Raw genomic sequence first — 22920 nt, forward strand, 5'->3', positions numbered from 1 at the left:
ATAGCTGGAACACTTTGATCAGAAAGATGGACGGTAATAGTATTTGTAATCCACTTTAACCATCGGAATGAAGTTGATTTCTCCAGAGGAGTTCATTATTTCTTTTACCTTGATAGTACCGTTTTTGATTTCAAACGAGCGCACATCTACTTTTTCTGAGGCTTGAGGTAAGATTCTGCTCAATTCATATGAGCGCTTACTATTTATATCCATCCAGATTTGTTTTCCAGATTCGTAAGCCTGTGATTGGCTCGCCACTACATCGCCTTTAAAGACTTTAGACTCAACAGCTGTCCGGTGATAGACGCCCGAACCCATCGCTTGGAAAGAGAATAGGCCTGTTGTAGCAATAACCGTAATCATTGATAATAATTTCATAGCTAGCTCCTTAGTTGTCTGCCTGAATAATTATCTAAAACAATCTTCATGCCACGATTGTTACGTATATAGAACGAGCCAAGACCAAAACTCTTTCAAATTTTTGTTACTTTTTACGTGGTACAAATTATTACTATAAAAATAGTTTATACAAAACAAGTCTCTACCCGAGAGCCACAACCTTCTAATCAAAGAATTTTTCCACTTCTATTCTGCCAATACTTGTCGCTAACATAGGGCTAAGCAATTAGGCTAGCTGTTCAACCCCGATTCATCGCCTAGAATAGATAGTTTTTTATTATCTGGTGAAAGTTAATCTATGCTTTGCCTGTCTATCTATACTAATGGTATACATTGAAAATTTAGAGGAAGTATCAATGAGTAAGAAAATGATATTGGGTATTGTGTTGGTCGTAACCATCGTCTTGTTAGGCGTCAATTTCGGCCAATACTTAACGCTTGAAAATGCCAAGGCCCAACAAGCCGTTTTAACTGACTACATTGATAGCAACTTCATTGCTGCCGCTGCTATCTATTTTGTCGCGTATTTAATGATTACTGCTTTCTCAATTCCTGGTGCTGCTGTTGTGACCCTGTTAGGGGCTGCGCTATTTGGTTTCTGGAATAGTTTGCTGCTGGTCTCTTTCGCCAGTGCCATTGGTGCAACCCTCGCATTTCTAAGTAGCCGCTACCTTTTACGTGACTGGATCCAAACCAAATTTGGTGACAAATTAGCAACGATTAACAAGGGCGTTGAAAAAGACGGAGCATTTTACTTGTTTTCTCTGCGTCTGATTCCTGTATTCCCATTTTTTCTTATCAATCTGTTGATGGGTCTAACACCGATGTCCGTGAGTCGTTACTACATTACGAGTCAAATAGGGATGTTACCGGGTACCGCTGTTTTCTTGAATGCTGGTACTCAACTCGCGGAAATTGATTCACTTTCGGGTATCGTGTCCCCTTCAGTACTTTTGTCATTTGCCTTACTGGGTGTATTCCCAATCATTGCAAAATGGTTGATGAATAAATTTCGCTCAGCACCTGTGGCTGAATAACGTCTATCACTGAATAACGTATACTTATAATAGCTAAATAACGCATATAGCCAGATAAGGTTCTATCTCAATGAAAATCTTCAGTGCATCGAATCCGACAGAAGCCCACATCATCTGTGGATTGCTAGAAAGTGTGAATATTGCGTGTGAAGTTCGTGGTGAAGGGTTATTCGGTTTGAAAGGGGAAATCCCATTTACCGAAGAAACTGACCCTTACGTATGGTTATATGAGCCAGAATTGGCGAGCAAAGCCCGGGCAGTTGTTAATGACTACCAGAAACAGCAAGATTCGATCATTTATGAAGAGTGGCGTTGCGGAGAATGTCATGAAGTCAACGAAGCACAATTCGGTTCTTGTTGGCAGTGCGGTGCTGCTTCACCTGTATAGCAGATTTTGAAAGGTAAAGTGGCTCCAACGGCCTTATATAACAACTCGGTCAGATACCTCCTCCAAATAAAAACGGGAAGCTAAAATTAGCTTCCCGTTTTTATTTCAATTCTATTCGAGCATCTGTTCTGCTAAAGAATCACTGAATTTGCTTTTGTATAAAAGCGATAGATCGTTGATTGAATTCTTCAGGGTTTTCTACGTTACACACATGCCCACAATTGGCAATTTCTACCAACTCACTCGACTTATGCGCTTCTACCATTTCTTTTACTGGCTTGATGAACATGTAGTCGCGCTCGCCCATCAAATACAAAGTTGGAATCGGCAATTCTCGGTCTTTGAAGTACTTCATCAATGGGTTCACATCAGCCGTAAGGATAAACCAGCGTTTAAACTCTTTTTGGCACAGCTTTTTGGCTTCGCGGATAAACAGGTGACGTGATTCTTTTTGGCTTTTTTGTGGCATCACAACGTAAGCAAAAAGGCTGTATAACCACATATAAGGAATGATGTGCTTACTCAAGTTACCCAACTTGATTAAGACTTGAGAGCGAGTGTTGAGTTTGGTCACGGCACCACCTAGCACCATTGAACGTACTCGGCCAGCCGCTAGCTCTGCGACATTACGGACAATAATCGTGCCCAAAGACATGCCTACAAAGTGTGCAGAACGGATTTTCAGATGGTCTAACACCTTAAGAATATCGAGCGTTACCGCTTTGAACGTATAACGATTCGAAATCAGCTCTTTGAGGATGTTGTCTGATTTACCATGCCCTCTCAAATCAATGAGAAGCAAGTTGAAGTGCTGTTTATACGCTTTGATCTGCTTAAACCAAATGGAGGAACTGCCTCCTGCGCCATGCACAAATACAACCCACTCATCGCTCGTAGGGTGAGTAAATGTTTTATGAAATAGTAAACTCTCAGACATACCTATCGCTTTAATTATTGGAATGGAGCTCTGCCTCATCACAAGGCGATGGCTAAGGATATCACGCAATCAAGAAATTTAAGTGATAATAGTGTCAAACCTAACATTAGTCATGTGAATACCTACCCCACCTTTTCTACCTGACTAAAATGAGTTTGCAAGTTTTCTCTTCCTAAACGTGATGTGATCTGACCAGAAAACAAAAAGGCACTCTACTATCAGAGCGCCTTCTACTATTAAGTTCAGTTGTTATACATCAGCTTATTTTACAGCTAATTCAGCACGTTAAAATGCAGAATGGTACATCGTAAGATATTCTTTTGCCGCATCTTCCCAACTAAAATCTTGTTGCATCGCGTAAAGTTGAACACGTTTAATTTCAGCGGGATTTTGTGCATAAAGTAGTAATGAACGATGCAATACTGCCAGTAACGCTTGCGGTGTTGGCTCTTCAAAAGCAAAGCCGGTCGCTATCTCGGGATCCTGATCGTAATCATTCACACTGTCTTTTAAACCGCCCACAGAGCGAACAATCGGTAACGTACCGTAAGCCATGCTGTAGATTTGGTTTAAGCCACAAGGTTCGAACTCCGAAGGCATCAAGAAGAAATCAGAACCCGCTTCAACTAAGTGCGCAAGCTCATTATTATACGCTTCTACAAACGAGAACTTATCTGAGTGAAGTGCCGACAGCTCTTTCAGCTGACTCGCTAAAACTGGATCACCAGTACCGACAATCACGATCTGAAGATCGTTTTTCAAAAACTGTTCGATGATAGGCAGTAAGTAATGAACACCTTTCTGATTAGTCAAACGACAAACCATGCCATAAACCGCACAATCGGTGACGGGGAGGCCAACATCTTGTTGCAATTTTTGCTTACAAGCTGACTTCCCACGAACCATGCTGTGTTTTGTCGCTTTGAATTTACGAGGAAGGAAAGCGTCCGTTTCCGGGTTCCAAGCTCCGTAATCACAACCATTCAAAATGCCAAAAAGATCCGCGGATCTGTACTGGAATTCTGCTGCCATACCGTGACTGCCTAATTCCGTTTTCAGCTCCTCGGCATACGTTGGACTGACTGCGTTCACCTTATCAGCACACATGACGCCGGCTCTCAGCATTGTGACATGCGTGTCACTCACTGAAGCTTCAGGCACATTGTAGCTATGCATTTCTGGTAGAAATTGCAGTTCATCGTATGCGAACACACCTTTGAAAACTGCGTTGTGAATTGAGATAACACTGCGCGTATTTTCAAAGAAATCATGTTGTTGATAACGTGACTTAAGCAAAAAAGGAACAAAGCCTGTATGCCAGTCATTTGCATGAATGATATCAGGTTGGAAGGCAAGCTTAGGAAGCATATCAAGGCAGGCTGCACTGAAGAACGAGAAACGCTCTCCGTTATCTGCGTAAGCTTGATTATTTTCTGCGTACATTTCTGGACGGTCGAAATATTTGGCACATTCGATACCAAAAACTTGAACACCTTCTACACTCAGTCTTTTGACTTGGTAAGCGGTATGAGGCCAATGATCGAGCTCGGTCGATAAAATGACTTCGGCTGCATCAATGTTTGGAATGTTTCTATACGCGGGGATAGTCACTCGAACGTCCTGTTCGAGTGTTTGTAACGCTTTCGGCAGTGCCTTGGCTACATCAGCCAAGCCACCACTTTTAATCAAGCCTTCAACTTCAGACGCTACAAAAAGTACCGAGAGAGTTTTAGTAACCAACTCGCGCTCCTTTAGAAATTACAACTACACCATCGTCAGATACGTGGTAATGCTTTTTGTCTTCTGTCAGGTTTACACCAATTTGAGTGCCCGGTGCGATGTCTGCATCTTTATCAATGATAACGCGACGAAGTATACAACCCTCGCCCACCTTCACATCACCTAATAAAATACTCTCACTAATATCACACGCTGATGCGATATTACTGCGGAAGCCTAATACACTCTTTTCAATACGCGAACCACGTACGTAACTACCGCTACACACAAGGCTATCAATGATCTGAATTCGACCATTAGCCGAGTCAGTAAACGTCGCTGGTGGTAGTGGCGGATAGTAAGTGTGTAGAGGCCATTTACGGTTGTATAGCGAGAATGGTGCATCTTTCTTAAGAAGGTCCATATGTGCTTGCCAGTACGCATCAATCGTACCTACATCGCGCCAGTAAACTTCTTCTTTCTCACCAGTAATACGGTTGGTGCTGAAATCATAAACAAACACATCACCGCGTGGGAACATGTTTGGAATAATGTCTTTCCCGAAGTCATGTGAAGATTCAGGTTTATCTGCATCTTCCGTTAGTTCAGCAAAAAGTTCTTTCGCTTCGAATACGTAGTTGCCCATTGAAACGAGCGCTGACTCTGGGTCTCCCGGAATCGACTTAGGGTTTGCAGGTTTCTCTTCAAAGCCAATCATACGGCCTTCAGCATCCACCTCGATAACACCGAACTCTGATGCTTCAGCAAGCGGCATACGCAGTGCAGAAACGGTTAACGCTGCTTTCTTTTCTTTATGGAAATCAAGCATTTGTTTGATGTCCATTTTATAGATATGGTCAGAACCAAAAATACAGACTTGATCAGGTTCTTCCAGCTCCATAAAACCCATATTTTGGTAGATAGCATCTGCTGTGCCTTCATACCAACGCTTTCCTTTACGCATTTGCGCAGGAATTGGGTCGATAAAACGATCTGTGATGCCACTGATATTCCAACCTTTTTTCATGTGGTGGAACAGAGATTGTGACTTAAATTGTGTTAATACGTAGATCTTCATAAGATCAGCATTAACGAAGTTGTTCAAAGCGAAATCAATTAAGCGGTAACTACCACCGAAAGGAACCGAGGGTTTGCTGCGAGATTCAGTCAAAGGTCTTAAGCGAGAGCCTTCACCACCAGCAAGAATCATTCCCAATACACCAGCCATTTTATTCTCCATATATCTATAGCTTGTCGATGTCAGTACTCGTAGAGGTGTCTTCCTCTGGGGGATGAGCACTAACACTTATTTCGGTACTTAACGAATATTCATTCACATACAGTGACAATATCCTAAGCCAAACGTTGTTATGCGTGCACTATTCTTTGCACTTGGTTTTATATACGTTATCGACTTTTCGGTCGATTTCAATTTTTAATACGCCATTCTGTGCTATGTAAGCTGATTGCTTTCCTAAGACTTAAAGCAGCTCACACTACACCGTTCGGGCGAAACATTACATTAACACCCGTCACACATCAGGTATACAACTAAACACTGATCTTTGAGTTACAATATTTGAATTAAGTTACATTCTCGTTAAAGTTGCATAAGAAGATATAATTAATCACCTCCATTTATTTCGCCCTGTGAATTTAATAAATTCTCGCAATCGACACATCAAATCAACCAGTTGCATAATTAGTCGTATTTTGGTCAAAAAAAAACAGCCTAATGGCTGTTTTTTCTTCAAATAACGTTCAGTTACTTCTCTTTAGGCTTTTTACGTTTATCCGTAACTTCCCACTTACCATCGATGTACAAAGCAGTCCAACCAGATGGTTTACCATCCGCTTCAGTACGAACGTAGTTCTCTTTTGTCTTACGACTAAAACGAACGACTGTCGGCTTGCCATCAGGATCAGCAACTGGTGCTGATGTCAGATATTGGAATTTAGGTGAAATACGGTCTTTAAAACGCACCAGCTCTTCCACTAATGGCGCACGTGTTTCACGTGATTTAGGAAAGTTGCTCGCTGCCATAAATAGACCCGAAGCACCGTCACGAAGTACGAAGTACGCATCTGAGTTTTCACATGGAAGTTCAGGAAAATGCACTGGATCTTCTTTAGGTGGCGCTACTTCGCCATTTCTCAGAATCTTACGAGTGTTCTTACAATCTTCACTCGTACAGTCCATGTATTTACCGAAACGACCGTTCTTCAGAACCATGTCAGAACCACATTTGTCACACTCAACAAGTGGACCATCGTAGCCTTTGACTTTGAATTCGCCATGTTCAACCACATAACCTTCACAGTTAGGGTTGTTACCACACACGTGCATCTTACGCTTATCATCAATCAGATAAGCATCCATTGCCGTTTCACAAATAGGACAACGCTTTTTCGCTCGAAGTGCTGCTGTTTCAACGTCTTCTTCAAGAACGTTGATAATACCTTCTTCATCACCAAGGTTGATTGTTGTCTTACAACGCTCTTTTGGTGGAAGTGCATAACCAGAACAACCTAGGAATACGCCTGTCGAAGCTGTACGAATACCCATTTTACGGCTACAAGTTGGACACTCAATATCGGTTTCTACGATATGATTTGGCTTCATGCCACCAGCGTCTTCGTCTAGATCCGCTTTTTCCAAATCGCCAGTAAAGTCTTCGAAGAAGTTATCTAGCACGCCTTTCCAGCTTGCTTCGCCTTCTGCAATTTGGTCTAACTTCTGCTCCATACGAGCAGTAAAGTCATAGTTCATTAGATCATTGAAACTGCCATCTAGACGGTCAGTAACAATTTCACCCATCTTCTCAGCATAGAAACGGCGCTGTTCAACTTTTACATAACCGCGATCTTGAATCGTCGAGATGATTGATGCGTAAGTTGAAGGACGACCAATACCGCGCTTCTCAAGCTCTTTAACCAGCGCAGCTTCAGTGAAACGTGCTGGTGGCTTAGTGAAGTGCTGTTTAGGGTCGAGTGCGATTAAGTCTAGCTTTTCACCAACCTGTACAGCAGGAAGAATAGTATCTTCATTTTTGCCCATTGGACGTTGAACGCGAGTCCAACCGTCAAACTTAAGAATACGACCTTTCGCTTTTAGCGTGTACTCATCCGCTTTAACGCTTACTGTCGTTGAATCGTATTGCGCAGGTGTCATTTGACAAGCAACGAATTGATTCCAAATCAGTGAATATAGCTTGTGTGCGTCTGCGTCTACGCCGTTTAAGTCTTCCGACTTAACATCTACACTTGAAGGACGAATCGCTTCGTGGGCCTCTTGAGCGCCCTCCTTGCTGCCGTATACAAGTGCTTTAGGTGGAAGATATTGCTCGCCGTACTCAGAACCAATGTATTCACGAGCGGCTTCAACAGCTTCTGAACTCAAGTTGGTTGAGTCAGTACGCATATAAGTGATGTAACCCGCTTCATACAAACGTTGAGCCAACATCATGGTTTTCTTCACGCCGTAACCAAGACGCGTACTCGCCGCTTGTTGCAGCGTAGACGTGATGTAAGGTGCAGACGGCTTACTCTTAGTTGGGCGGTCTTCACGTTTACATACTTCGTATTGAGCTTTTTCTAAAACGCTAACTGCAGCTTGTGTTTGCGCTTCATTATCAGGTTTAAACGCAACACCGTCTTTCTGAGCGACTTGCAGTCTGAAATCTGTTTTCTCTGCTGTTTTGGTATCAGCATGCACATCCCAGAACTCTTCGGGGATAAAAGCGTTGATCTCGCGCTCGCGCTCAACCAGTAGTTTTACAGCGACTGATTGAACACGGCCAGCGGATAGGCCTCGTGCTACTTTCTTCCAAAGCAGTGGTGACACCATAAAGCCAACAACACGGTCCATAAAACGTCGTGCTTGTTGTGCGTTTACGCCATCAATGTTTAGCTCACCTGGAGTTTCAAAAGCTTGTTGAATAGCATTTTTAGTGATTTCGTTAAACACCACTCGCTTGTATCGCGTTTCATCGCCACCGATGATCTCACGAAGGTGCCATGCGATAGCTTCTCCTTCGCGGTCCAAATCGGTTGCGAGATAAACATGGTCTGCGTTCTCAGCCAGTTTTTGCAATTCAGCAACGACTTTTTCTTTACCAGGTAAAATTTGGTAGTTCGCTTCCCACTCTTGATATGGGTTGATACCCATCTTTTTAATGAGAGCTTTGCGATCTTTTTCTTTCTTGATACGAGCTTTATCTTCTGGGCTCATACCCTTGGTTGAAACTGCAGCAGCCTTTTGACCAGTACTTTGACCCGCCGTTGGTAAATCACGTACGTGACCTACACTCGACTTAACGACAAAGTCTTTGCCAAGATATTTATTGATAGTTTTAGCCTTGGCTGGCGACTCCACTATAACGAGCGATTTACCCATATTGACTCTAACGTCCTTAATCACGATGCTTCAGCACCAACAATTTAGCTTGTGGGCTTTTACGCATGATATTCTAAATTCATTGCTTCTTTTTTTACTATTGTGCGAGATTACTAGAAGATCAACCGCTTTTTTCAAAATTGGATCTGATCGCTCGACAATTCGACGACTCATAGAGAAAAGGGGCACAATATAAAGAAGCTATAAAGTACTCACTAAGAATACTTGCAAGAGCCTATTCATCAGGCATTACGTCTAAACGGGCTCATACTAAGCTTGTCCGCGAATCTAACGCGAGCCCCATTCAATTATTTTTGCCGTAAATCACAAAATAAATTGTGGATGTTTGAAAAGACTCTCTTAATCGGTTGTGAAATCATTGAATTTCTAGTTCGACACCATAAACTCAACGTTATATTCAGTTATCAGAGATAAACTCATGACAAAGAAAGTAATAGCAGAATTTGATTTACTGCTTATCGCAAACCAAATTATCCAATCACATGATGACTACATTGAAGGCATGCGCGCAAACAGCGTAGTAGAAAAAGACGATGTCCTCATCTTCAAAGGTGAATACTTCTTAGACAGCAATGGAATGCCGACAGAGAATACAACCGCAGTATTTAACATGTTTAAATACTTAGCGCACCATCTTTCAAAAGAATTTACGCTTCAGCAATAACGAAAAAGCTTGCCATTTAGGCAAGCTTTTTTACTTCCTGGACCGTTATATGCTTAGCATTTTTATTGGCTCAGCATTTTCAGCTTGTCGAAGTAGTCAGGGAAAGTCTTTGAAGTACAACCTGGATCATTAATTGTCACAGGTGTATCACTCAACGCCACCAACGAGAAACACATCGCCATACGGTGATCATCATAGGTATCGATCGCCGCATGTGTCAGTTGAGCAACAGGGTTAACGATGATGTAATCTTCACCCTCTTCAACCTCTGCGCCAACTTTACGAAGCTCTGTCGCCATCGCCGCTAAGCGGTCGGTCTCTTTCACACGCCAGTTGTAAACATTACGGATTGCCGTTGTACCTTTAGCAAACAAAGCTGTCGTTGCGATAGTCATCGCTGCATCTGGGATATGGTTATAGTCCATATCAATGCCTTTCAGCTCACCACAACGAGAGATAACGTAGTCGTCACCCCATTCAATTTCAGCACCCATTTTTTCAAGCGCATCAGCGAATTGGATATCACCTTGGATACTGTTTTTACCAATACCCGTTACTTTAATCTCACCGCCTTTAATCGCTGCGGCAGCAAGGAAGTATGACGCAGATGATGCATCACCCTCAACCAAGAAATCACCCGGAGCTGAGTAAGATTGCCCAGTCGGAATTACGAACTCTTGGTAATCGTTGTTGATCACATCCACACCAAATTGTTTCATAATGTGTAGCGTGATATCGATGTAAGGTTTAGAAACCAATTCACCCTCAATTTTGATTGTTACCTCACCTTCAGCTAAAGGCGCAGCCATCAAAAATGCCGTCAAAAATTGGCTAGAGATAGAACCATCGATTGAAACCGTACCGCTTTTAAGGCCAGTACCCGTGATCTTCAATGGTGGGTAATTTTCGTTTTCTAGGTATTCAACGTCGGCGCCGGCTTCTTGCAGTGCAGTCACTAAGTGACCGATTGGTCGCTCTTTCATGCGAGGCTCGCCAGTCAGAACATATTCACCACGACCCAAACAAAGTGCAGCAGCCAGCGGGCGCATCGCCGTACCCGCATTGCCTAAGAAAAGCTCTAGGGCTTTGTCACTTGAGAATGCACCACCCACACCCGTCACTTCACAGACGGTTTTATCTGCAGACAGCTGATAATCAACACCTAATTGCGTCAAAGCATTCAGCATATGGCGAATATCATCACTGTCTAGTAAGTTTGTTAGGCGCGTGGTTCCCGTTGAAAGTGCTGCCAAAAGAAGCGCACGGTTGGAAACACTTTTTGAGCCAGGTAAGTTAACTTCCCCGCTCACTTTTTGAATTGGTTGTAACGTAAGGCTTTCCATTAAATCTTATAGTCCTTGTACCACCCGAAGTCACTGGCGCGTATTTATTTTCGGGTGATGAATAATTCTTCGTACTTGCAGACTAACGAACTTTTCCAATGAACTCCAGAGCTAATCCCCTCGATAAAGGCGATTAATTAGCCAACTAAACACATTTACATACTAGTACACGAGATCAACTCGAACGCCATCTGAAAAATAAAGAATTCGCACATCATCACCTCGGTTAAACAACATCGAGTTATCGACGTCTTGAATGATGTTAACCAACTTGTCATCTTTAGTTTTGACCAATAACTCGACGAGCTTATATTCCACTTTGTATTGTGTGTTACCTCGATTGCGAGCAATCCCGGCGCCCGCCACAGCACCGACGGTCGTTGCGACTTCTTTGCCGGTACCGCCACCAAATTGATTACCTATCAAGCCACCAATAGCCGCACCTAACAAGGTTTCCCAACCATTCGCTTTCGACTCTACGATCTCTTGTTGGGTAATGTATCTGACTGTGTCAATCTCACCATAAACGACCTCATTGACTGGTCGAGCTTGGTTTCTGTTGTAAGCTGCATTTGCCAACATGGGCAAAACAAGTAAAATCCAAAGCAACTTTTTCATGGTAAAACTCCTAAAGACCTCTTGGTCAGTGATTAATCTGTAACACGGTACTTATGACTATATACCTAACCGAACTTGATACTACTAGTATAGAGTTTCCTTCGCCTTTCGACGCGCTTGATGAACCTAACGGTCTGCTCGCCTTCGGTGGTGATTTGTCACCCATGCGAATTTTAAACGCTTATAGCCAAGGTATATTTCCATGGTACGGTCCAGGGGAGCCTATACTTTGGTGGAGCCCTGCACCACGAGCGGTATTTAATCCTAAGACATTCGAACCGTCAAAAAGTCTTAAAAAGTTTCAAAGAAAGCATAATTACCGTGTCAGCATCAACCAAGCGACAGACAAAGTGATTGGCTACTGCTCCTCGCTAAGACCCGAAGAAGAAACTTGGCTAAACGGTGACATGCAGTCAGCGTACCGCGAACTTTCTTCATTAGGTTTCTGCCACTCCGTTGAGGTTTGGCAAGGCGACGAGCTTATCGGCGGACTTTACGGTTTGCAAAGAGGCCAAGTCTTTTGTGGTGAATCGATGTTTAGTCTGAAGACCAATGCCTCTAAAATTGCACTGTGGTACTTTTGTGAACACTTTACACGATTCGGAGGAAAGCTCATCGATTGCCAAGTCATGAACCCTCATTTGGAATCCTTGGGCGCTATCGAAGTAGAAAGAGATGAGTTCCTTAGTGCTTTGAAAATACTTAAAGAAAATCAACTTAGCGATGGATGTTTTAAATCACAATGGCTAGAGGGAACGCCTTCATGAGTTCAGATTTACAACAAATCAGAATTGGATTGACCGATAACCATGCTTGCAGCTACCTGCCACATCTTCAAGAAAGAGTGGCGGTCACGCTTGATGAGCACATGCATACTTCAGATAATTATGAAGTCCTGCTCGCCAACGGATTTCGCCGCAGTGGAGCGACCATTTATAAGCCACATTGCGATAATTGCTCTGCGTGCCAAGCTATTCGCCTCTCGATTCCCGAGGTCAAGCTTTCCAAAAGCCAACGACGAATCCTCAACAAAGCCAAATCACTACGTTGGGAATTGAAAGACGAGATGGATGACAACTGGTTTGACTTATATAGTCGCTATATAACCGCTCGTCACCGTTCCGGAACCATGTATCCCCCAAAAAAAGAAGAGTTTCTACAATTCTCTAAAAATGAATGGCTTGCCACAAAGTTCATGCACATCTATGATGATAGCCAGTTAGTCGGCATCGCCGTCACTGATGTGATGTCTCACTGCACAAGCGCATTTTATACCTTCTTCGATCCTGATATCGACATCTCTATGGGAACACTAGGTGTTCTGTTTCAAATCCAGCACGCCCAGAAAGAACAGAAACAGTGGTTATATTTGGGTTATCAAATCGATGAATGTCCTGCGATGAACTATAAAGTACGATTTCAACGTCATCAAAGGCTAGTAAATCAGCGGTGGCAAGGGTAGAATACGCGACAACTTTACATATTTTGATTTTAACGGCACAATCAAGCCGTTGAAAACCGCCAAATTTCGAAAGAGGATTAGATGGCTAAAGAAGACGTAATCGAGATGCAAGGCACGGTCCTTGATACTCTACCAAACACGATGTTCCGTGTTGAGCTTGAAAACGGTCACGTAGTGACAGCACACATCTCTGGTAAAATGCGTAAAAACTACATCCGTATTCTTACTGGTGATAAAGTAACTGTTGAGATGACTCCATACGACCTTTCTAAAGGCCGCATCGTCTTCCGTGCTCGTTAATTTTTAATTACCGAATACGATAAGAAGCGGAGCTTGATGCTCCGTTTTTTATCGACCAAACAAACACTAAAGAAACACCTGATTAGCTCTCCAAGAGCCCCAACAATACCTTCAGTCTCTCGTAACATTCCCCTGCAATACACTTTTCCCTAATAACTGAGTCACCAATAACAGTGTCACCAATCGCTGTTTGTATATGCGTAGGTTAAGCCAGCATAAACGGTTTATGGTCAAACAGTGCCTCAACCCCAATCCACAGCTTTCTCTTTGTTTCAGCTACTCTATAACTAAAAAAACGCACAACCGAAGTCATGCGTTTATTATCGTGATTAGCTGTACCGCGCTCTCAATAAGCAGTCAGCAACAGCTTAAGCTGTTAAGAAATAGGCTTAATGCATAACCTCTTCTTTAGCACCAACATAGATGAAATCTAGATCGTCTTTAATCAGGGATACTTTAACCGTACCGCCGTCAACCAAACTACCAAACAGCAACTCATTAGCAAGAGGCTTTTTAAGCTTCTCTTGAATCACTCGTCCCATAGGACGCGCACCCATAGTCTTGTCATAACCTCTTTCAGCTAACCAATGACGAGCATCCTCAGAAACTTCTAAAGACACGCCTCGAGCGTCCAGTTGAACCTGAAGCTCAACAATGAACTTGTCGACAACTTGGTTAATCACACTTGGATCAAGGCTGTTGAACCAAATGACATTATCAAGACGGTTACGGAACTCAGGTGTAAATACCTTTTTGATCTCACCCATCGCGTCTGGCGCATGATCCTGTTGGATCAAACCGATCGATTTCTTCTCAGTTTCAGCAACACCAGCATTGGTCGTCATCACAAGGATCACGTTACGGAAATCCGCTTTACGACCATTGTTGTCAGTTAGCGTACCGTTGTCCATCACCTGTAGTAGCAAGTTAAAGATATCAGGGTGAGCCTTCTCTATCTCATCAAGTAACACAACAGAGTGTGGATTCTTGATTACAGCATCAGTGAGTAGACCACCTTGGTCATAACCAACATAACCAGGAGGAGCACCGATCAAACGGCTCACAGAGTGACGCTCACCGTACTCAGACATGTCAAAGCGCAACAGTTCAATACCCATCAACTTAGACAGCTGTACAGTCACCTCTGTTTTACCTACACCAGTAGGACCAGCGAATAGGAATGAACCAACAGGTTTATTGTCTGCACCCAACCCTGCACGAGTCAGCTTAATCGCTTCACTCAATACATCGATCGCTGGGTCTTGTCCGAATACCAACATTTTCATGCGGTCATCCAGTTTCTGTAACGTATCTTTGTCTGAAGATGATACTGACTTCTCAGGAATACGAGCCATTTTCGCGACCATTGACTCAATATCAGCCACGCTTACCGTTTTCTTACGACGGCTTGCTGGTGCCAAACGACTACGAGCGCCGGCTTCATCAATCACGTCAATTGCCTTATCTGGAAGGTGACGTTCATTAATGTATTTAGCTGACAACTCCACAGCGGCACGCAACGCTTTGTTGGTGTAACGCACTTCGTGGTGAGCTTCGTATTTTGGCTTCAAACCGATCAGAATCTTGGTTGTGTCATCTAACGATGGTTCAATAATATCAATTTTCTGGAAGCGACGAGCTAAAGCACGCTCCTTCTCAAAAATGCTGCTGTACTCTTGGTATGTCGTTGAGCCGATGCAACGTAATTTACCGCTGCTTAGTAGTGGCTTAATTAAGTTTGCCGCATCAACCTGACCACCCGATGCTGCACCTGCACCAATAATAGTGTGGATCTCATCAATGAATAGGATTGCGTCTTCTTCTTTCTCTAGTTGCTTAAGAATCGATTTAAAACGTTTCTCAAAGTCACCACGATATTTAGTCCCAGCTAGAAGTGAACCAATATCTAAAGAATAAATCACACTACTCTGAATAATTTCAGGTACTTGACCTTCAACAATACGCCATGCAAGACCTTCCGCGATGGCGGTCTTACCCACACCCGCTTCACCCACTAACAGAGGGTTGTTTTTACGACGACGACATAGAACTTGAACCGTACGCTCAAGCTCTTTATCACGCCCGATAAGCGGGTCGATATTACCTTGTTTTGCCACTTCGTTAAGGTTAGTTGCAAAATTTTCTAGACGATCTTCAGAGTTAGCTTCTTCTGCATTCTCTGCGCCACCAAATGAATCAGACGGTGATGAACTATCACCTTCGTTACTGGCTTTAGTAATGCCATGAGAAATAAAGTTAACAATATCTAAGCGACTAATGTCGTTTTTCTTGAGTAAATATGCCGCGTGAGATTCTTGCTCACTGAAAATAGCCACAAGTACATTTGCACCTGTAACTTCGCTACGACCTGAAGACTGAACATGAAAAACAGCGCGTTGAAGTACTCGTTGGAAGCTCAACGTAGGCTGAGTCTCACGAGTCTCGTCACTTTCTGGGATAAGTGGGGTTGTTTGATCGATAAAAATATCGAGCTCATTGCGAAGAGCATCGAGATCAGCCTGACAAGCTTGGAGCGCTTCCTTGGCCGCATCATTTTCTAATAATGCTAGTAGGAGGTGTTCGACAGTCATGAATTCATGTCGCTTGTCTCGCGCACGAGCAAATGCACCATTTAAACTCGTCTCTAATTCTTTATTTAGCATAAGTACCTCCTAAGGGAACAACAGTGTTGTTCGAGCAATTTATACTTGCTCCATTGTACATAGTAGCGGATGCTCATTTTCCTTTGAGTACATCTTTACTTGCGCTACCTTTGTTTCCGCTATTTCAGCACTGTATGTGCCGCATATAGCTTTACCTTCATAATGAACCTTGAGCATCACTTCCGTTGCTTGTTCGATATCTAGTGAGAAGAATCGCTCTAGGATCTCGATTACAAAGTCCATAGGCGTGTAGTCATCGTTATTCAATACAACGTTATACATCGCCGGTGGCTTTACTTTTGTCTCTTCTTTCTCCAGTAAATCTGAGCCTGGAGATGCCCATTCAAAGTTTCTGCTCATATCGCTTTGCTAAGAGTTATTTTTCGGAAGTCGTGAGTGTTACGTCATTCAAATTTACCACATTCACGCATTACGGTGTACTAAGAAACTGCACCGAGAAACAGTACCAAAAAATATTCCTCTATACTGAGCCTAATCCACCATTTCCATCGCTGCAAATAAAAGATCTCTATTAACAGGATTAACATATGTGATTGATTAAAAAGACACCATAACTATTGATGCTAACGATAAGATTACCGCTAAGTTACTATTTAGTTAATAGTTTGCAGTTAATCTCGAATGTGATTTGTTATTAAATTTGATCACTTTTATACCAATTTACTATTGACTGCGCTCAATCATTAGCTACATTGGAGCTAAAAGGTTTTTCTGATACAACTTTATAACAAGATTCAAAATCGAGTAATACGCGTTAAGAACGAACAATAAGGAATAATTACGCAGGGTAGCGTTAATTTCCGTAAGCAATGTATGAGATTCAAGCTATCAGCTGAAATTCTTTAGTTGGTAGGAATGATATCAATCGCACTTACAACAATTGATATAACAACGTTAGTAACAAAATGCATGAGGGATGTATAGCATGGCTACAGGTACAGTAAAATGGTTTAACAATGCCAAAGGGTTTGGCTTTATTTGTCCAGAAGGTGAAGACGGCGATATTTTCGCGCACTACTCCACAATACAGATGGAAGGTTATCGAACCTTAAAGGCAGGTCAGCAGGTCGACTATGAAGTAGAAAGTGGACCTAAAGGCTCGCACGCTAGCTCTGTTGTTCCTGTAGAAGGCAGCGCCGCTAAATAGGCGATGGCCGAATCATGTTGACCTCCATCAGTCCTAATTAACGGCTGACAGGTAAGCAGAATATTGAAACCGCTCATTTGATACCCCTAATACAGGATTAAATGAGCGGTTTTTCGATCTAGAAGCTATAACGTTGCTCACAATACGATTCGCTCGAGGATGTTTGCCCCCAAGGTGCTTCTGGGTCTAGGTCTAGGTCTAGGTCTAGGTCTAGGAAAGCATTATGAATAAACAAAAAAGACGCTTTAACGTTATCGTTAAAGCGTCTTTCTTTTTGTCTTGGTCTATAACTTAACTGTCAGACCAAGCAACTCGTTAGTAAATCATGACCATAATTTGCTAACGATGAGTCTAATCACTATGCGTCAATGAATGCGTTCAGTGTTGAACTTGGACGCATTAGTGATGAAACCAATGCATCATCAAGTAGGTAATAACCACCTAAATCGCCTGCTGGACCTTGAGCGTTGTTTAGCTCAGCAACGATAGCTTCTTCACTTTCAGCCAATTGACTTGCCACACCTGCAAACTCAGCAGCAAGGTCAGCGTCAACCGTTTGCTCAGCAAGCGCTTTAGCCCAGTATGCTGCTAGGTAGTAATGGCTACCACGGTTATCAAGCTCACCTACTCGACGTGAAGGAGATTTGTTTTTATCTAGGAACTCGCCCGTCGCTTTATCAAGCGCGTCAGCTAGAACTTGTGCCTTAGCATTGCCAGTGACTACGCTTAGGTGCTCTAGAGATGCCGCTAATGCCAAGAATTCACCTAAAGAATCCCAACGCAGGTGGTTCTCTTTCTCTACTTGTTGCACGTGTTTAGGAGCAGAACCGCCAGCACCGGTTTCAAACAGACCGCCACCGTTCATTAGTGGAACAATCGATAGCATTTTAGCTGACGTACCAAGCTCTAGAATTGGGAATAAATCCGTTAGGTAGTCACGTAATACGTTACCAGTAACAGAAATAGTATCTAGACCTTCTTTGATACGAACCAATGAATATTGAGTTGCTTCAAGTGGAGCAAGGATCTTAATTTCAAGACCATTAGTATCGTATTCAGGAAGGTACGCTTCTACTTTCTCAATAAGCTGAGCGTCATGTGCGCGAGACGCGTCTAGCCAAAATACCGCAGGAACACCCGATGCACGAGCACGAGTAACCGCTAGCTTAACCCAATCTTGAATTGGTGCATCTTTAACCTGACACATACGGAAGATATCACCTTCCTCTACGTCTTGCTTAAGAAGCACTGAACCTGAAGCGTCTACAACTTGAACCTGACCAGCAGCTTCAAGGATGAAAGTCTTATCGTGAGAACCGTACTCTTCCGCTTTTTGAGCCATTAGGCCAACGTTTGGTACACTGCCCATCGTTGTAGGGTCGAAAGCACCGTTCTCTTTACAGAAATCAATAACGGCTTGGTAGATGCTCGCGTAGCTACGATCTGGAATCATTGCTTTCGTATCTTTTTGCTTACCTTCTGGATCCCACATTTGACCTGAAGAACGTAACATTGCAGGCATCGATGCATCAACAATGATGTCACTTGGAACATGTAGGTTAGTAATGCCACGGTCTGAGTCAACCATCGCTAGTGGAGGCTGAGTTTCGTATACTGCTTGTAGGTCAGCCTCGATTGCCTGTTTCTGGTCTTGAGGAAGTGCAGCGATTTTTGCGTATACATCGCCGATGCCGTTATTTACATCAACACCTAACTCGTTGAACAGTTGACCGTGCTTAGCGAACACGTCTTTGTAGTAAACCTTAACCGCATGACCAAAAATCACTGGGTCAGACACTTTCATCATCGTAGCTTTCATGTGAAGAGAAAGCAGTACACCTTGCTCTTTAGCCGATGCGATTTCTTTCTCAAAGAACGCAACCAAAGCAGCTTTGTTCATCACTGACGCATCAATGATCTCTTTATCTTGCAGTGCAAAAGCTGGCTTCAGTGTTTTCTTCGCGCCATCTTTGCCAACAAATTCGATGCTCACTTCTGTAGCACCTTCAATCGTTACTGACTTTTCACTGCCGAAGAAGTCTTTGTCGTCCATACTTGAAACGTGCGACTTAGAATCTGCAGACCATGCACCCATTGAGTGTGGGTTCTTCTTCGCATAGTTCTTAACAGAAAGTGGAGCACGGCGATCCGAGTTACCTTCACGTAGTACAGGGTTTACTGCACTACCTTTGATTTTATCGTAAGTCGCTTTAACGGCTTTCTCTTCGTCAGTGTTTGCTTCTTCTGGGTAATTAGGAAGTGCGTAACCTTTTGACTGTAGCTCTTTGATCGTTACTTGAAGCTGAGGTACAGATGCAGAGATGTTTGGAAGCTTGATAATGTTCGCTTCTGGTGTCTTAGCCAATTCACCTAGTTCTGCTAATGCATCACCAATACGTTGCTCTTCGTTCAAATAGTCAGGGAAGTTGGCAATAATACGCCCTGCAAGTGAAATGTCGCGAGTATCAACGTTAATACCAGAAGAAGCTGTAAAAGATTGAATGATTGGCAGCAGAGAGTAAGTTGCTAGCGCCGGAGCTTCGTCTGTAATGGTATAGATGATCGTTGGTTTTTCAGTAGGCATGAAATTTCCCTATAGTTCTTACAAGCTCATTTAAAGTATTGAGCATGTTATAAATTGACCAGTAAGCCACTCAAAGAGTGAAAACTGCTTACTCGATAGTCGTACTCTATCTTATTTTTCATGCAATCTTGATGACAGCATGAACCAAATCCGTGAGTGCGTTGTTATAATAAAACACGAAGGTATAATTAAACAAATCAGGCTTAAGAGTCCATCAACTTGTTCTATTTTGTGTCTTTTAGGCGCGCAAATGATAGCTCAATTCCGTTTCAGTGAAAACTTTTCAGCACACTTCGTTTACATTTTTGCAAGGTAGTTAACATGTCTACTCGCTCACACAGCGTATCTCGTTCAGACAAACCAGCTCGTGCTGGTGCAACATTAAAACAAAGCGGTAATAGACAAAACCGAAGCAGTGATAAAAATAACACGGGTAGTTCGCATAAAAAATCGCACTCGAGTAAGCACCGATATAAAAGTAAACCTACCAACGTGAAACCTAAGGTGGCAATCGAAGATCGCAAAGTCATTTTGTTCAATAAGCCTTTCGATACTCTCAGCCAGTTCACTGATGGCGAAGGCAGGAAAACACTCGCAGACTTTATTCCTGTTAAAGATGTTTACGCGGCGGGTCGACTTGACCGCGACAGCGAAGGTTTAATGGTCTTGACCAATGATGGCATCTTTCAAGCCAAATTGACCCAACCAAACTCAAAGTCACCAAAGACTTACTGGGTGCAGGTTGAAGGCGCACCTGATGAGGAAGATTTAGATAAATTGAGAAAAGGCGTCGAGCTAAAAGACGGCATGACACTGCCTGCTCAGGTTGAGGTGATGTCTGAACCTGTTGTGTGGGAAAGAACCCCTCCAGTGCGTTTCAGAGCCGCAATACCTACAACATGGTTAGCGATTACTATCATTGAAGGGCGTAACCGTCAGGTAAGACGAATGACAGCAAATATCGGCTTCCCTACCCTGCGACTTATTCGCTATTCAATGGGCAGCATGAACGTGGGGCAACTTCAGCCTGGTGAGTGGAAAGAAATCTAGTAGACCATTAGCAGAAATGAAAAAGCGAGGAATCTGTCTTAGACAGGAACACCTCGCTTTAAAAAATCTTGGTCTTACTTTTGGTCAATTAGCCATTTTTGAAATGCTTTACGCTCTTCTTCGTTTGCTCTTGAATACCAAAGTTTAAGCTGAAGGGTATTTTCTGATTCTTGTACAGAGCTGTCGATAGCAACCGTCGTTCCAACCACAGCACCAGCTTGTACCGCCGCTAGCTCTTCCTTCAGTGAGCGAATTTTACCAGAATCAAAAACCAAACCTCTTTCTTGATTATAATCTTTTACCAACTGAGGAATATCACCATAAGGTAATGCACCTTTCGCTGCAGGCAGAATTTCTTGCTCAACTTCTACATCATCACCATTTATAGAAATGTTGAATATAGGAAGTTCTCTATCCACATTCTTCGCAATTTTAGCGTACTTTCTACTTTGAAGATCAACTTCTACATCAGCATTCTCAGGAACATCGACGACCATAATATAAGGAACTGTACTGATAAATTCGCGTTTACCTTGATCGCTCAAATACCCGGTGTAATCTAAAACGAGTTGGTTTTCCCCAGAGGTCAATACCGCGTCTTCCACATTGACAATCACCTCACCGTTCAAAGTATTTAGAGTAATACCAGAAGCTAGCTCAAGAGAAGCTGTTGCATATGGTGCAGAGACCAGACAGATAAAACTTAAATACCACTTGTTCATGTACAATTCCTTAATCAATAAATGTAAAAAAGCCAGCTTAACGCTGGCTTTTATATAGCATAGTTAACTACAAATTAGAAAGTGTAGTAAACACCAGCAATAACACCGTCAGCATCTAGAGTCTCAGAAGCGTACTCGAAGTCAGCGGTTTGGTATTCTGCGAAGAATAGGATGTTGTCGCGGAATGCGTAGTCAGCACCAACAACTAGGTTAGTAGAGTCGATGTCAGAGATAGAAGCAGTACCTGCAGCAGTTGCAATCTCATCAGTAGTCGCTACTGCGTAAGTAGTGTATAGACGAACAGCGTCAATTTGGTAAGCAGCAGCTACACCCATTGTCTCGCCATTGCCGTAAGAGTTAGCAGCGATGTCTGAAAGGTCCCAGTAACCGTAACCTTGGTTGCCCTCAAATTGTGCGTAAGTAAGCGCTAAGTAGAAGCCACCAAATTCAGCAGAAGCAGAAACACCAGCAAGAGAGTAATCTACATCTTTAGCAGCATCACCAGCAATGTAAGAAGCACCGATAGAGAAGTTGCTGAATGCGTAGTCTGCAGAGATACCGTAAGTGTTGTCAACGTTTTCAGTTGAATCAGTGTTTACGTCAGCAACAATAGTGAAACCTTCAACAAATTGACCTTTGAATACAGCGCCGTGACCAGAAGATTCTTTATGGTGACCACCAGTAGAACCCATGTAGTTACCTTCGTTTGTGATATCGTCTTTCTGAATTGCGTCAGCAGATTCTGCTAAGTCGCCAGTTTCACCAAAAGCCATACCCCAAGTGTCAGTTTTAAAACCAGCTAGAACATCATCAAACTTAGCTTCTTTACCATCTGATTCGATTTCAAAAGATGCAAATGCTGTAAACTGGTCGTTTAGCTTTTGCTCAGCGTCTAATTGGATTTTAGCCCAAGTAGAAACGTCAGCTTCGTTCTTAGTTGTTTCTGTAAGGTTTTTGTCTACTTCAGATTGTTGTAGGTAGATATCTACCTCGCCTTTTAGGCCAACTTTAGTATCGTCGTTAGAGTAAATTTCTGCTGCGTTTACAGAAGTTGCTGTAGCTGCGATAGCTAGCGCTAATAGAGTCTTTTTCATAATAAATCCACTGCCTTTTCTAAGAATGGGAGATCCTTGCCCGGTTCCCTTTTATTTTTATGACTGGTCATTACCACTCTTTGTTGGTTAATCACCGTCACTAAATTTCGAGGTCTAGATTGCAAAAGATTATCCTGCGTGTCAAATAAACTAAAAACACATCTAAAAAAAACACAAACCAATAACAATCAAAGGCTTACATTTTTTTTCATTGTTTTACGAGTAACTTATCCTTAGTTTTATCAGGAAATATAATAATATAAAAAAAGAACATAACAGTATTTAAAACCAGAAAAACTAATAAACAAACAACAAATCAGAACTTAACACCTACAAGTCAGTCTTTTTTAATATT

Annotated in this window: 20 protein-coding genes; 8 read left to right on the top strand and 12 right to left on the bottom strand. The window is 42.6% G+C overall.

All coding sequences use genetic code 11. The annotated features are described in order from the left end of the window. Positions 1 to 18: 18 nt before the first annotated feature. On the bottom strand, positions 19 to 378 hold the full coding sequence (locus M4S28_RS11965; protein WP_102462437.1) for a DUF3316 domain-containing protein: 360 nt from the start codon (positions 376 to 378) through the stop codon (positions 19 to 21). A 377-nt stretch (positions 379 to 755) separates the two neighbouring features. Here M4S28_RS11965 and M4S28_RS11970 point away from each other — a divergent pair, with 377 nt between their 5' ends. Together M4S28_RS11970 and M4S28_RS11975 are read left to right on the top strand one after the other, a co-directional pair. Then, positions 756 to 1436: a TVP38/TMEM64 family protein gene (locus tag M4S28_RS11970; RefSeq protein WP_249631871.1), complete on the top strand. Its 681-nt coding sequence runs from the start codon at positions 756 to 758 to the stop codon at positions 1434 to 1436. A gap of 70 nt (positions 1437 to 1506) precedes the next feature. Beyond that, positions 1507 to 1824, top strand: a complete 318-nt coding sequence (locus M4S28_RS11975) for a putative signal transducing protein (protein ID WP_249631872.1) — start codon at positions 1507 to 1509, stop codon at positions 1822 to 1824. Positions 1825 to 1963: 139 nt separating this feature from the next. On the opposite strand, the gene M4S28_RS11980 is transcribed toward M4S28_RS11975, so the two are convergent. The 4 genes from M4S28_RS11980 to topA form a co-directional block, all read right to left on the bottom strand. After that, the gene (locus M4S28_RS11980) at positions 1964 to 2761 is read right to left on the bottom strand and encodes an alpha/beta fold hydrolase (protein ID WP_004736445.1); all 798 of its coding nucleotides are present in this window, start codon (positions 2759 to 2761) and stop codon (positions 1964 to 1966) included. A 285-nt stretch (positions 2762 to 3046) separates the two neighbouring features. Further along, positions 3047 to 4501: a glycogen synthase GlgA gene (gene glgA, locus M4S28_RS11985; protein ID WP_249631873.1), complete on the bottom strand. Its 1455-nt coding sequence runs from the start codon at positions 4499 to 4501 to the stop codon at positions 3047 to 3049. Continuing rightward, positions 4491 to 5708 (bottom strand): glucose-1-phosphate adenylyltransferase, encoded by a 1218-nt coding sequence (gene glgC, locus M4S28_RS11990; RefSeq protein WP_017078163.1) that lies wholly within the window; start codon positions 5706 to 5708, stop codon positions 4491 to 4493. Before glgC ends, glgA begins: the two co-directional genes overlap by 11 nt. A gap of 537 nt (positions 5709 to 6245) precedes the next feature. Further along, positions 6246 to 8876 carry a type I DNA topoisomerase gene (topA, locus tag M4S28_RS11995; protein ID WP_004736442.1) on the bottom strand — a complete coding sequence of 877 codons (2631 nt, stop codon included), beginning with the start codon at positions 8874 to 8876 and terminating at the stop codon, positions 6246 to 6248. Between the two features lie 439 nt (positions 8877 to 9315). On the opposite strand from topA, the gene M4S28_RS12000 reads away from it, so the two are divergent. Then, the gene (locus M4S28_RS12000; RefSeq protein WP_004736440.1) at positions 9316 to 9561 is read left to right on the top strand and encodes a YciN family protein; all 246 of its coding nucleotides are present in this window, start codon (positions 9316 to 9318) and stop codon (positions 9559 to 9561) included. A gap of 62 nt (positions 9562 to 9623) precedes the next feature. Here the strand turns inward: M4S28_RS12000 and aroA are convergent, their stop codons facing one another. After that, a complete protein-coding gene (gene aroA, locus M4S28_RS12005) occupies positions 9624 to 10904 on the bottom strand; it encodes a 3-phosphoshikimate 1-carboxyvinyltransferase (RefSeq protein WP_017078162.1) in 1281 nt (426 codons plus the stop codon). A 162-nt stretch (positions 10905 to 11066) separates the two neighbouring features. Beyond that, the gene (locus tag M4S28_RS12010) at positions 11067 to 11522 is read right to left on the bottom strand and encodes an outer membrane lipoprotein (protein ID WP_249631874.1); all 456 of its coding nucleotides are present in this window, start codon (positions 11520 to 11522) and stop codon (positions 11067 to 11069) included. 53 nt (positions 11523 to 11575) lie between these two features. Between M4S28_RS12010 and aat the strand changes: the two genes are divergently transcribed. The 3 genes from aat (at position 11576) to infA (ending at position 13284) form a co-directional block, all read left to right on the top strand. Beyond that, the gene (aat, locus tag M4S28_RS12015) at positions 11576 to 12289 is read left to right on the top strand and encodes a leucyl/phenylalanyl-tRNA--protein transferase (RefSeq protein WP_017078161.1); all 714 of its coding nucleotides are present in this window, start codon (positions 11576 to 11578) and stop codon (positions 12287 to 12289) included. After that, positions 12286 to 12984, top strand: coding sequence for an arginyltransferase (locus M4S28_RS12020; RefSeq protein WP_114633780.1), 699 nt, complete (start codon positions 12286 to 12288; stop codon positions 12982 to 12984). Before aat ends, M4S28_RS12020 begins: the two co-directional genes overlap by 4 nt. Before the next feature lie 81 nt (positions 12985 to 13065). Then, positions 13066 to 13284 (top strand): translation initiation factor IF-1, encoded by a 219-nt coding sequence (gene infA, locus M4S28_RS12025; RefSeq protein ID WP_001040192.1) that lies wholly within the window; start codon positions 13066 to 13068, stop codon positions 13282 to 13284. Between the two features lie 389 nt (positions 13285 to 13673). On the opposite strand, the gene clpA is transcribed toward infA, so the two are convergent. Together clpA and clpS are read right to left on the bottom strand one after the other, a co-directional pair. Then, positions 13674 to 15947, bottom strand: coding sequence for an ATP-dependent Clp protease ATP-binding subunit ClpA (gene clpA, locus M4S28_RS12030; RefSeq protein WP_017089556.1), 2274 nt, complete (start codon positions 15945 to 15947; stop codon positions 13674 to 13676). A gap of 39 nt (positions 15948 to 15986) precedes the next feature. Continuing rightward, positions 15987 to 16307, bottom strand: coding sequence for an ATP-dependent Clp protease adapter ClpS (clpS, locus tag M4S28_RS12035; RefSeq protein WP_004736549.1), 321 nt, complete (start codon positions 16305 to 16307; stop codon positions 15987 to 15989). A gap of 586 nt (positions 16308 to 16893) precedes the next feature. On the opposite strand from clpS, the gene cspD reads away from it, so the two are divergent. Continuing rightward, positions 16894 to 17115 (top strand): cold shock domain-containing protein CspD, encoded by a 222-nt coding sequence (cspD, locus tag M4S28_RS12040; protein ID WP_004736548.1) that lies wholly within the window; start codon positions 16894 to 16896, stop codon positions 17113 to 17115. 358 nt (positions 17116 to 17473) lie between these two features. Here cspD and M4S28_RS12045 read toward each other — a convergent pair whose 3' ends face one another. After that, positions 17474 to 19699 carry an NADP-dependent isocitrate dehydrogenase gene (locus M4S28_RS12045; protein WP_249631875.1) on the bottom strand — a complete coding sequence of 742 codons (2226 nt, stop codon included), beginning with the start codon at positions 19697 to 19699 and terminating at the stop codon, positions 17474 to 17476. Positions 19700 to 20020: 321 nt separating this feature from the next. On the opposite strand from M4S28_RS12045, the gene M4S28_RS12050 reads away from it, so the two are divergent. Next, positions 20021 to 20749, top strand: a complete 729-nt coding sequence (locus M4S28_RS12050) for a pseudouridine synthase (protein WP_249631876.1) — start codon at positions 20021 to 20023, stop codon at positions 20747 to 20749. 74 nt (positions 20750 to 20823) lie between these two features. Here the strand turns inward: M4S28_RS12050 and M4S28_RS12055 are convergent, their stop codons facing one another. Together M4S28_RS12055 and M4S28_RS12060 are read right to left on the bottom strand one after the other, a co-directional pair. Continuing rightward, positions 20824 to 21471, bottom strand: coding sequence for a DUF2057 family protein (locus M4S28_RS12055; RefSeq protein WP_249631877.1), 648 nt, complete (start codon positions 21469 to 21471; stop codon positions 20824 to 20826). 74 nt (positions 21472 to 21545) lie between these two features. After that, positions 21546 to 22565: a porin gene (locus M4S28_RS12060; RefSeq protein WP_249631878.1), complete on the bottom strand. Its 1020-nt coding sequence runs from the start codon at positions 22563 to 22565 to the stop codon at positions 21546 to 21548. Positions 22566 to 22920 lie beyond the last annotated feature (355 nt).

This window comes from Vibrio sp. J383 (assembly GCF_023503985.1).
In the GTDB taxonomy this organism is placed as follows: Bacteria; Pseudomonadota; Gammaproteobacteria; order Enterobacterales; family Vibrionaceae; genus Vibrio; species Vibrio splendidus.

Coding starts and splice junctions, on each gene's coding strand:
- M4S28_RS12060 (WP_249631878.1), bottom strand. CDS start 22,565: ATGAAAAAGACTCTATTAGCGCTAGCTATCGCAGCTACAGCAACTTCT.
- M4S28_RS12000 (WP_004736440.1), top strand. CDS start 9,316: ATGACAAAGAAAGTAATAGCAGAATTTGATTTACTGCTTATCGCAAAC.
- aroA (WP_017078162.1), bottom strand. CDS start 10,904: ATGGAAAGCCTTACGTTACAACCAATTCAAAAAGTGAGCGGGGAAGTT.
- M4S28_RS11970 (WP_249631871.1), top strand. CDS start 756: ATGAGTAAGAAAATGATATTGGGTATTGTGTTGGTCGTAACCATCGTC.
- M4S28_RS12055 (WP_249631877.1), bottom strand. CDS start 21,471: ATGAACAAGTGGTATTTAAGTTTTATCTGTCTGGTCTCTGCACCATAT.
- M4S28_RS11980 (WP_004736445.1), bottom strand. CDS start 2,761: ATGTCTGAGAGTTTACTATTTCATAAAACATTTACTCACCCTACGAGC.
- M4S28_RS12050 (WP_249631876.1), top strand. CDS start 20,021: ATGTCTACTCGCTCACACAGCGTATCTCGTTCAGACAAACCAGCTCGT.
- clpA (WP_017089556.1), bottom strand. CDS start 15,947: ATGCTAAATAAAGAATTAGAGACGAGTTTAAATGGTGCATTTGCTCGT.
- clpS (WP_004736549.1), bottom strand. CDS start 16,307: ATGAGCAGAAACTTTGAATGGGCATCTCCAGGCTCAGATTTACTGGAG.
- cspD (WP_004736548.1), top strand. CDS start 16,894: ATGGCTACAGGTACAGTAAAATGGTTTAACAATGCCAAAGGGTTTGGC.
- glgC (WP_017078163.1), bottom strand. CDS start 5,708: ATGGCTGGTGTATTGGGAATGATTCTTGCTGGTGGTGAAGGCTCTCGC.
- M4S28_RS12010 (WP_249631874.1), bottom strand. CDS start 11,522: ATGAAAAAGTTGCTTTGGATTTTACTTGTTTTGCCCATGTTGGCAAAT.
- M4S28_RS11965 (WP_102462437.1), bottom strand. CDS start 378: ATGAAATTATTATCAATGATTACGGTTATTGCTACAACAGGCCTATTC.
- M4S28_RS12045 (WP_249631875.1), bottom strand. CDS start 19,699: ATGCCTACTGAAAAACCAACGATCATCTATACCATTACAGACGAAGCT.
- M4S28_RS11975 (WP_249631872.1), top strand. CDS start 1,507: ATGAAAATCTTCAGTGCATCGAATCCGACAGAAGCCCACATCATCTGT.
- M4S28_RS12020 (WP_114633780.1), top strand. CDS start 12,286: ATGAGTTCAGATTTACAACAAATCAGAATTGGATTGACCGATAACCAT.
- aat (WP_017078161.1), top strand. CDS start 11,576: ATGACTATATACCTAACCGAACTTGATACTACTAGTATAGAGTTTCCT.
- topA (WP_004736442.1), bottom strand. CDS start 8,876: ATGGGTAAATCGCTCGTTATAGTGGAGTCGCCAGCCAAGGCTAAAACT.
- infA (WP_001040192.1), top strand. CDS start 13,066: ATGGCTAAAGAAGACGTAATCGAGATGCAAGGCACGGTCCTTGATACT.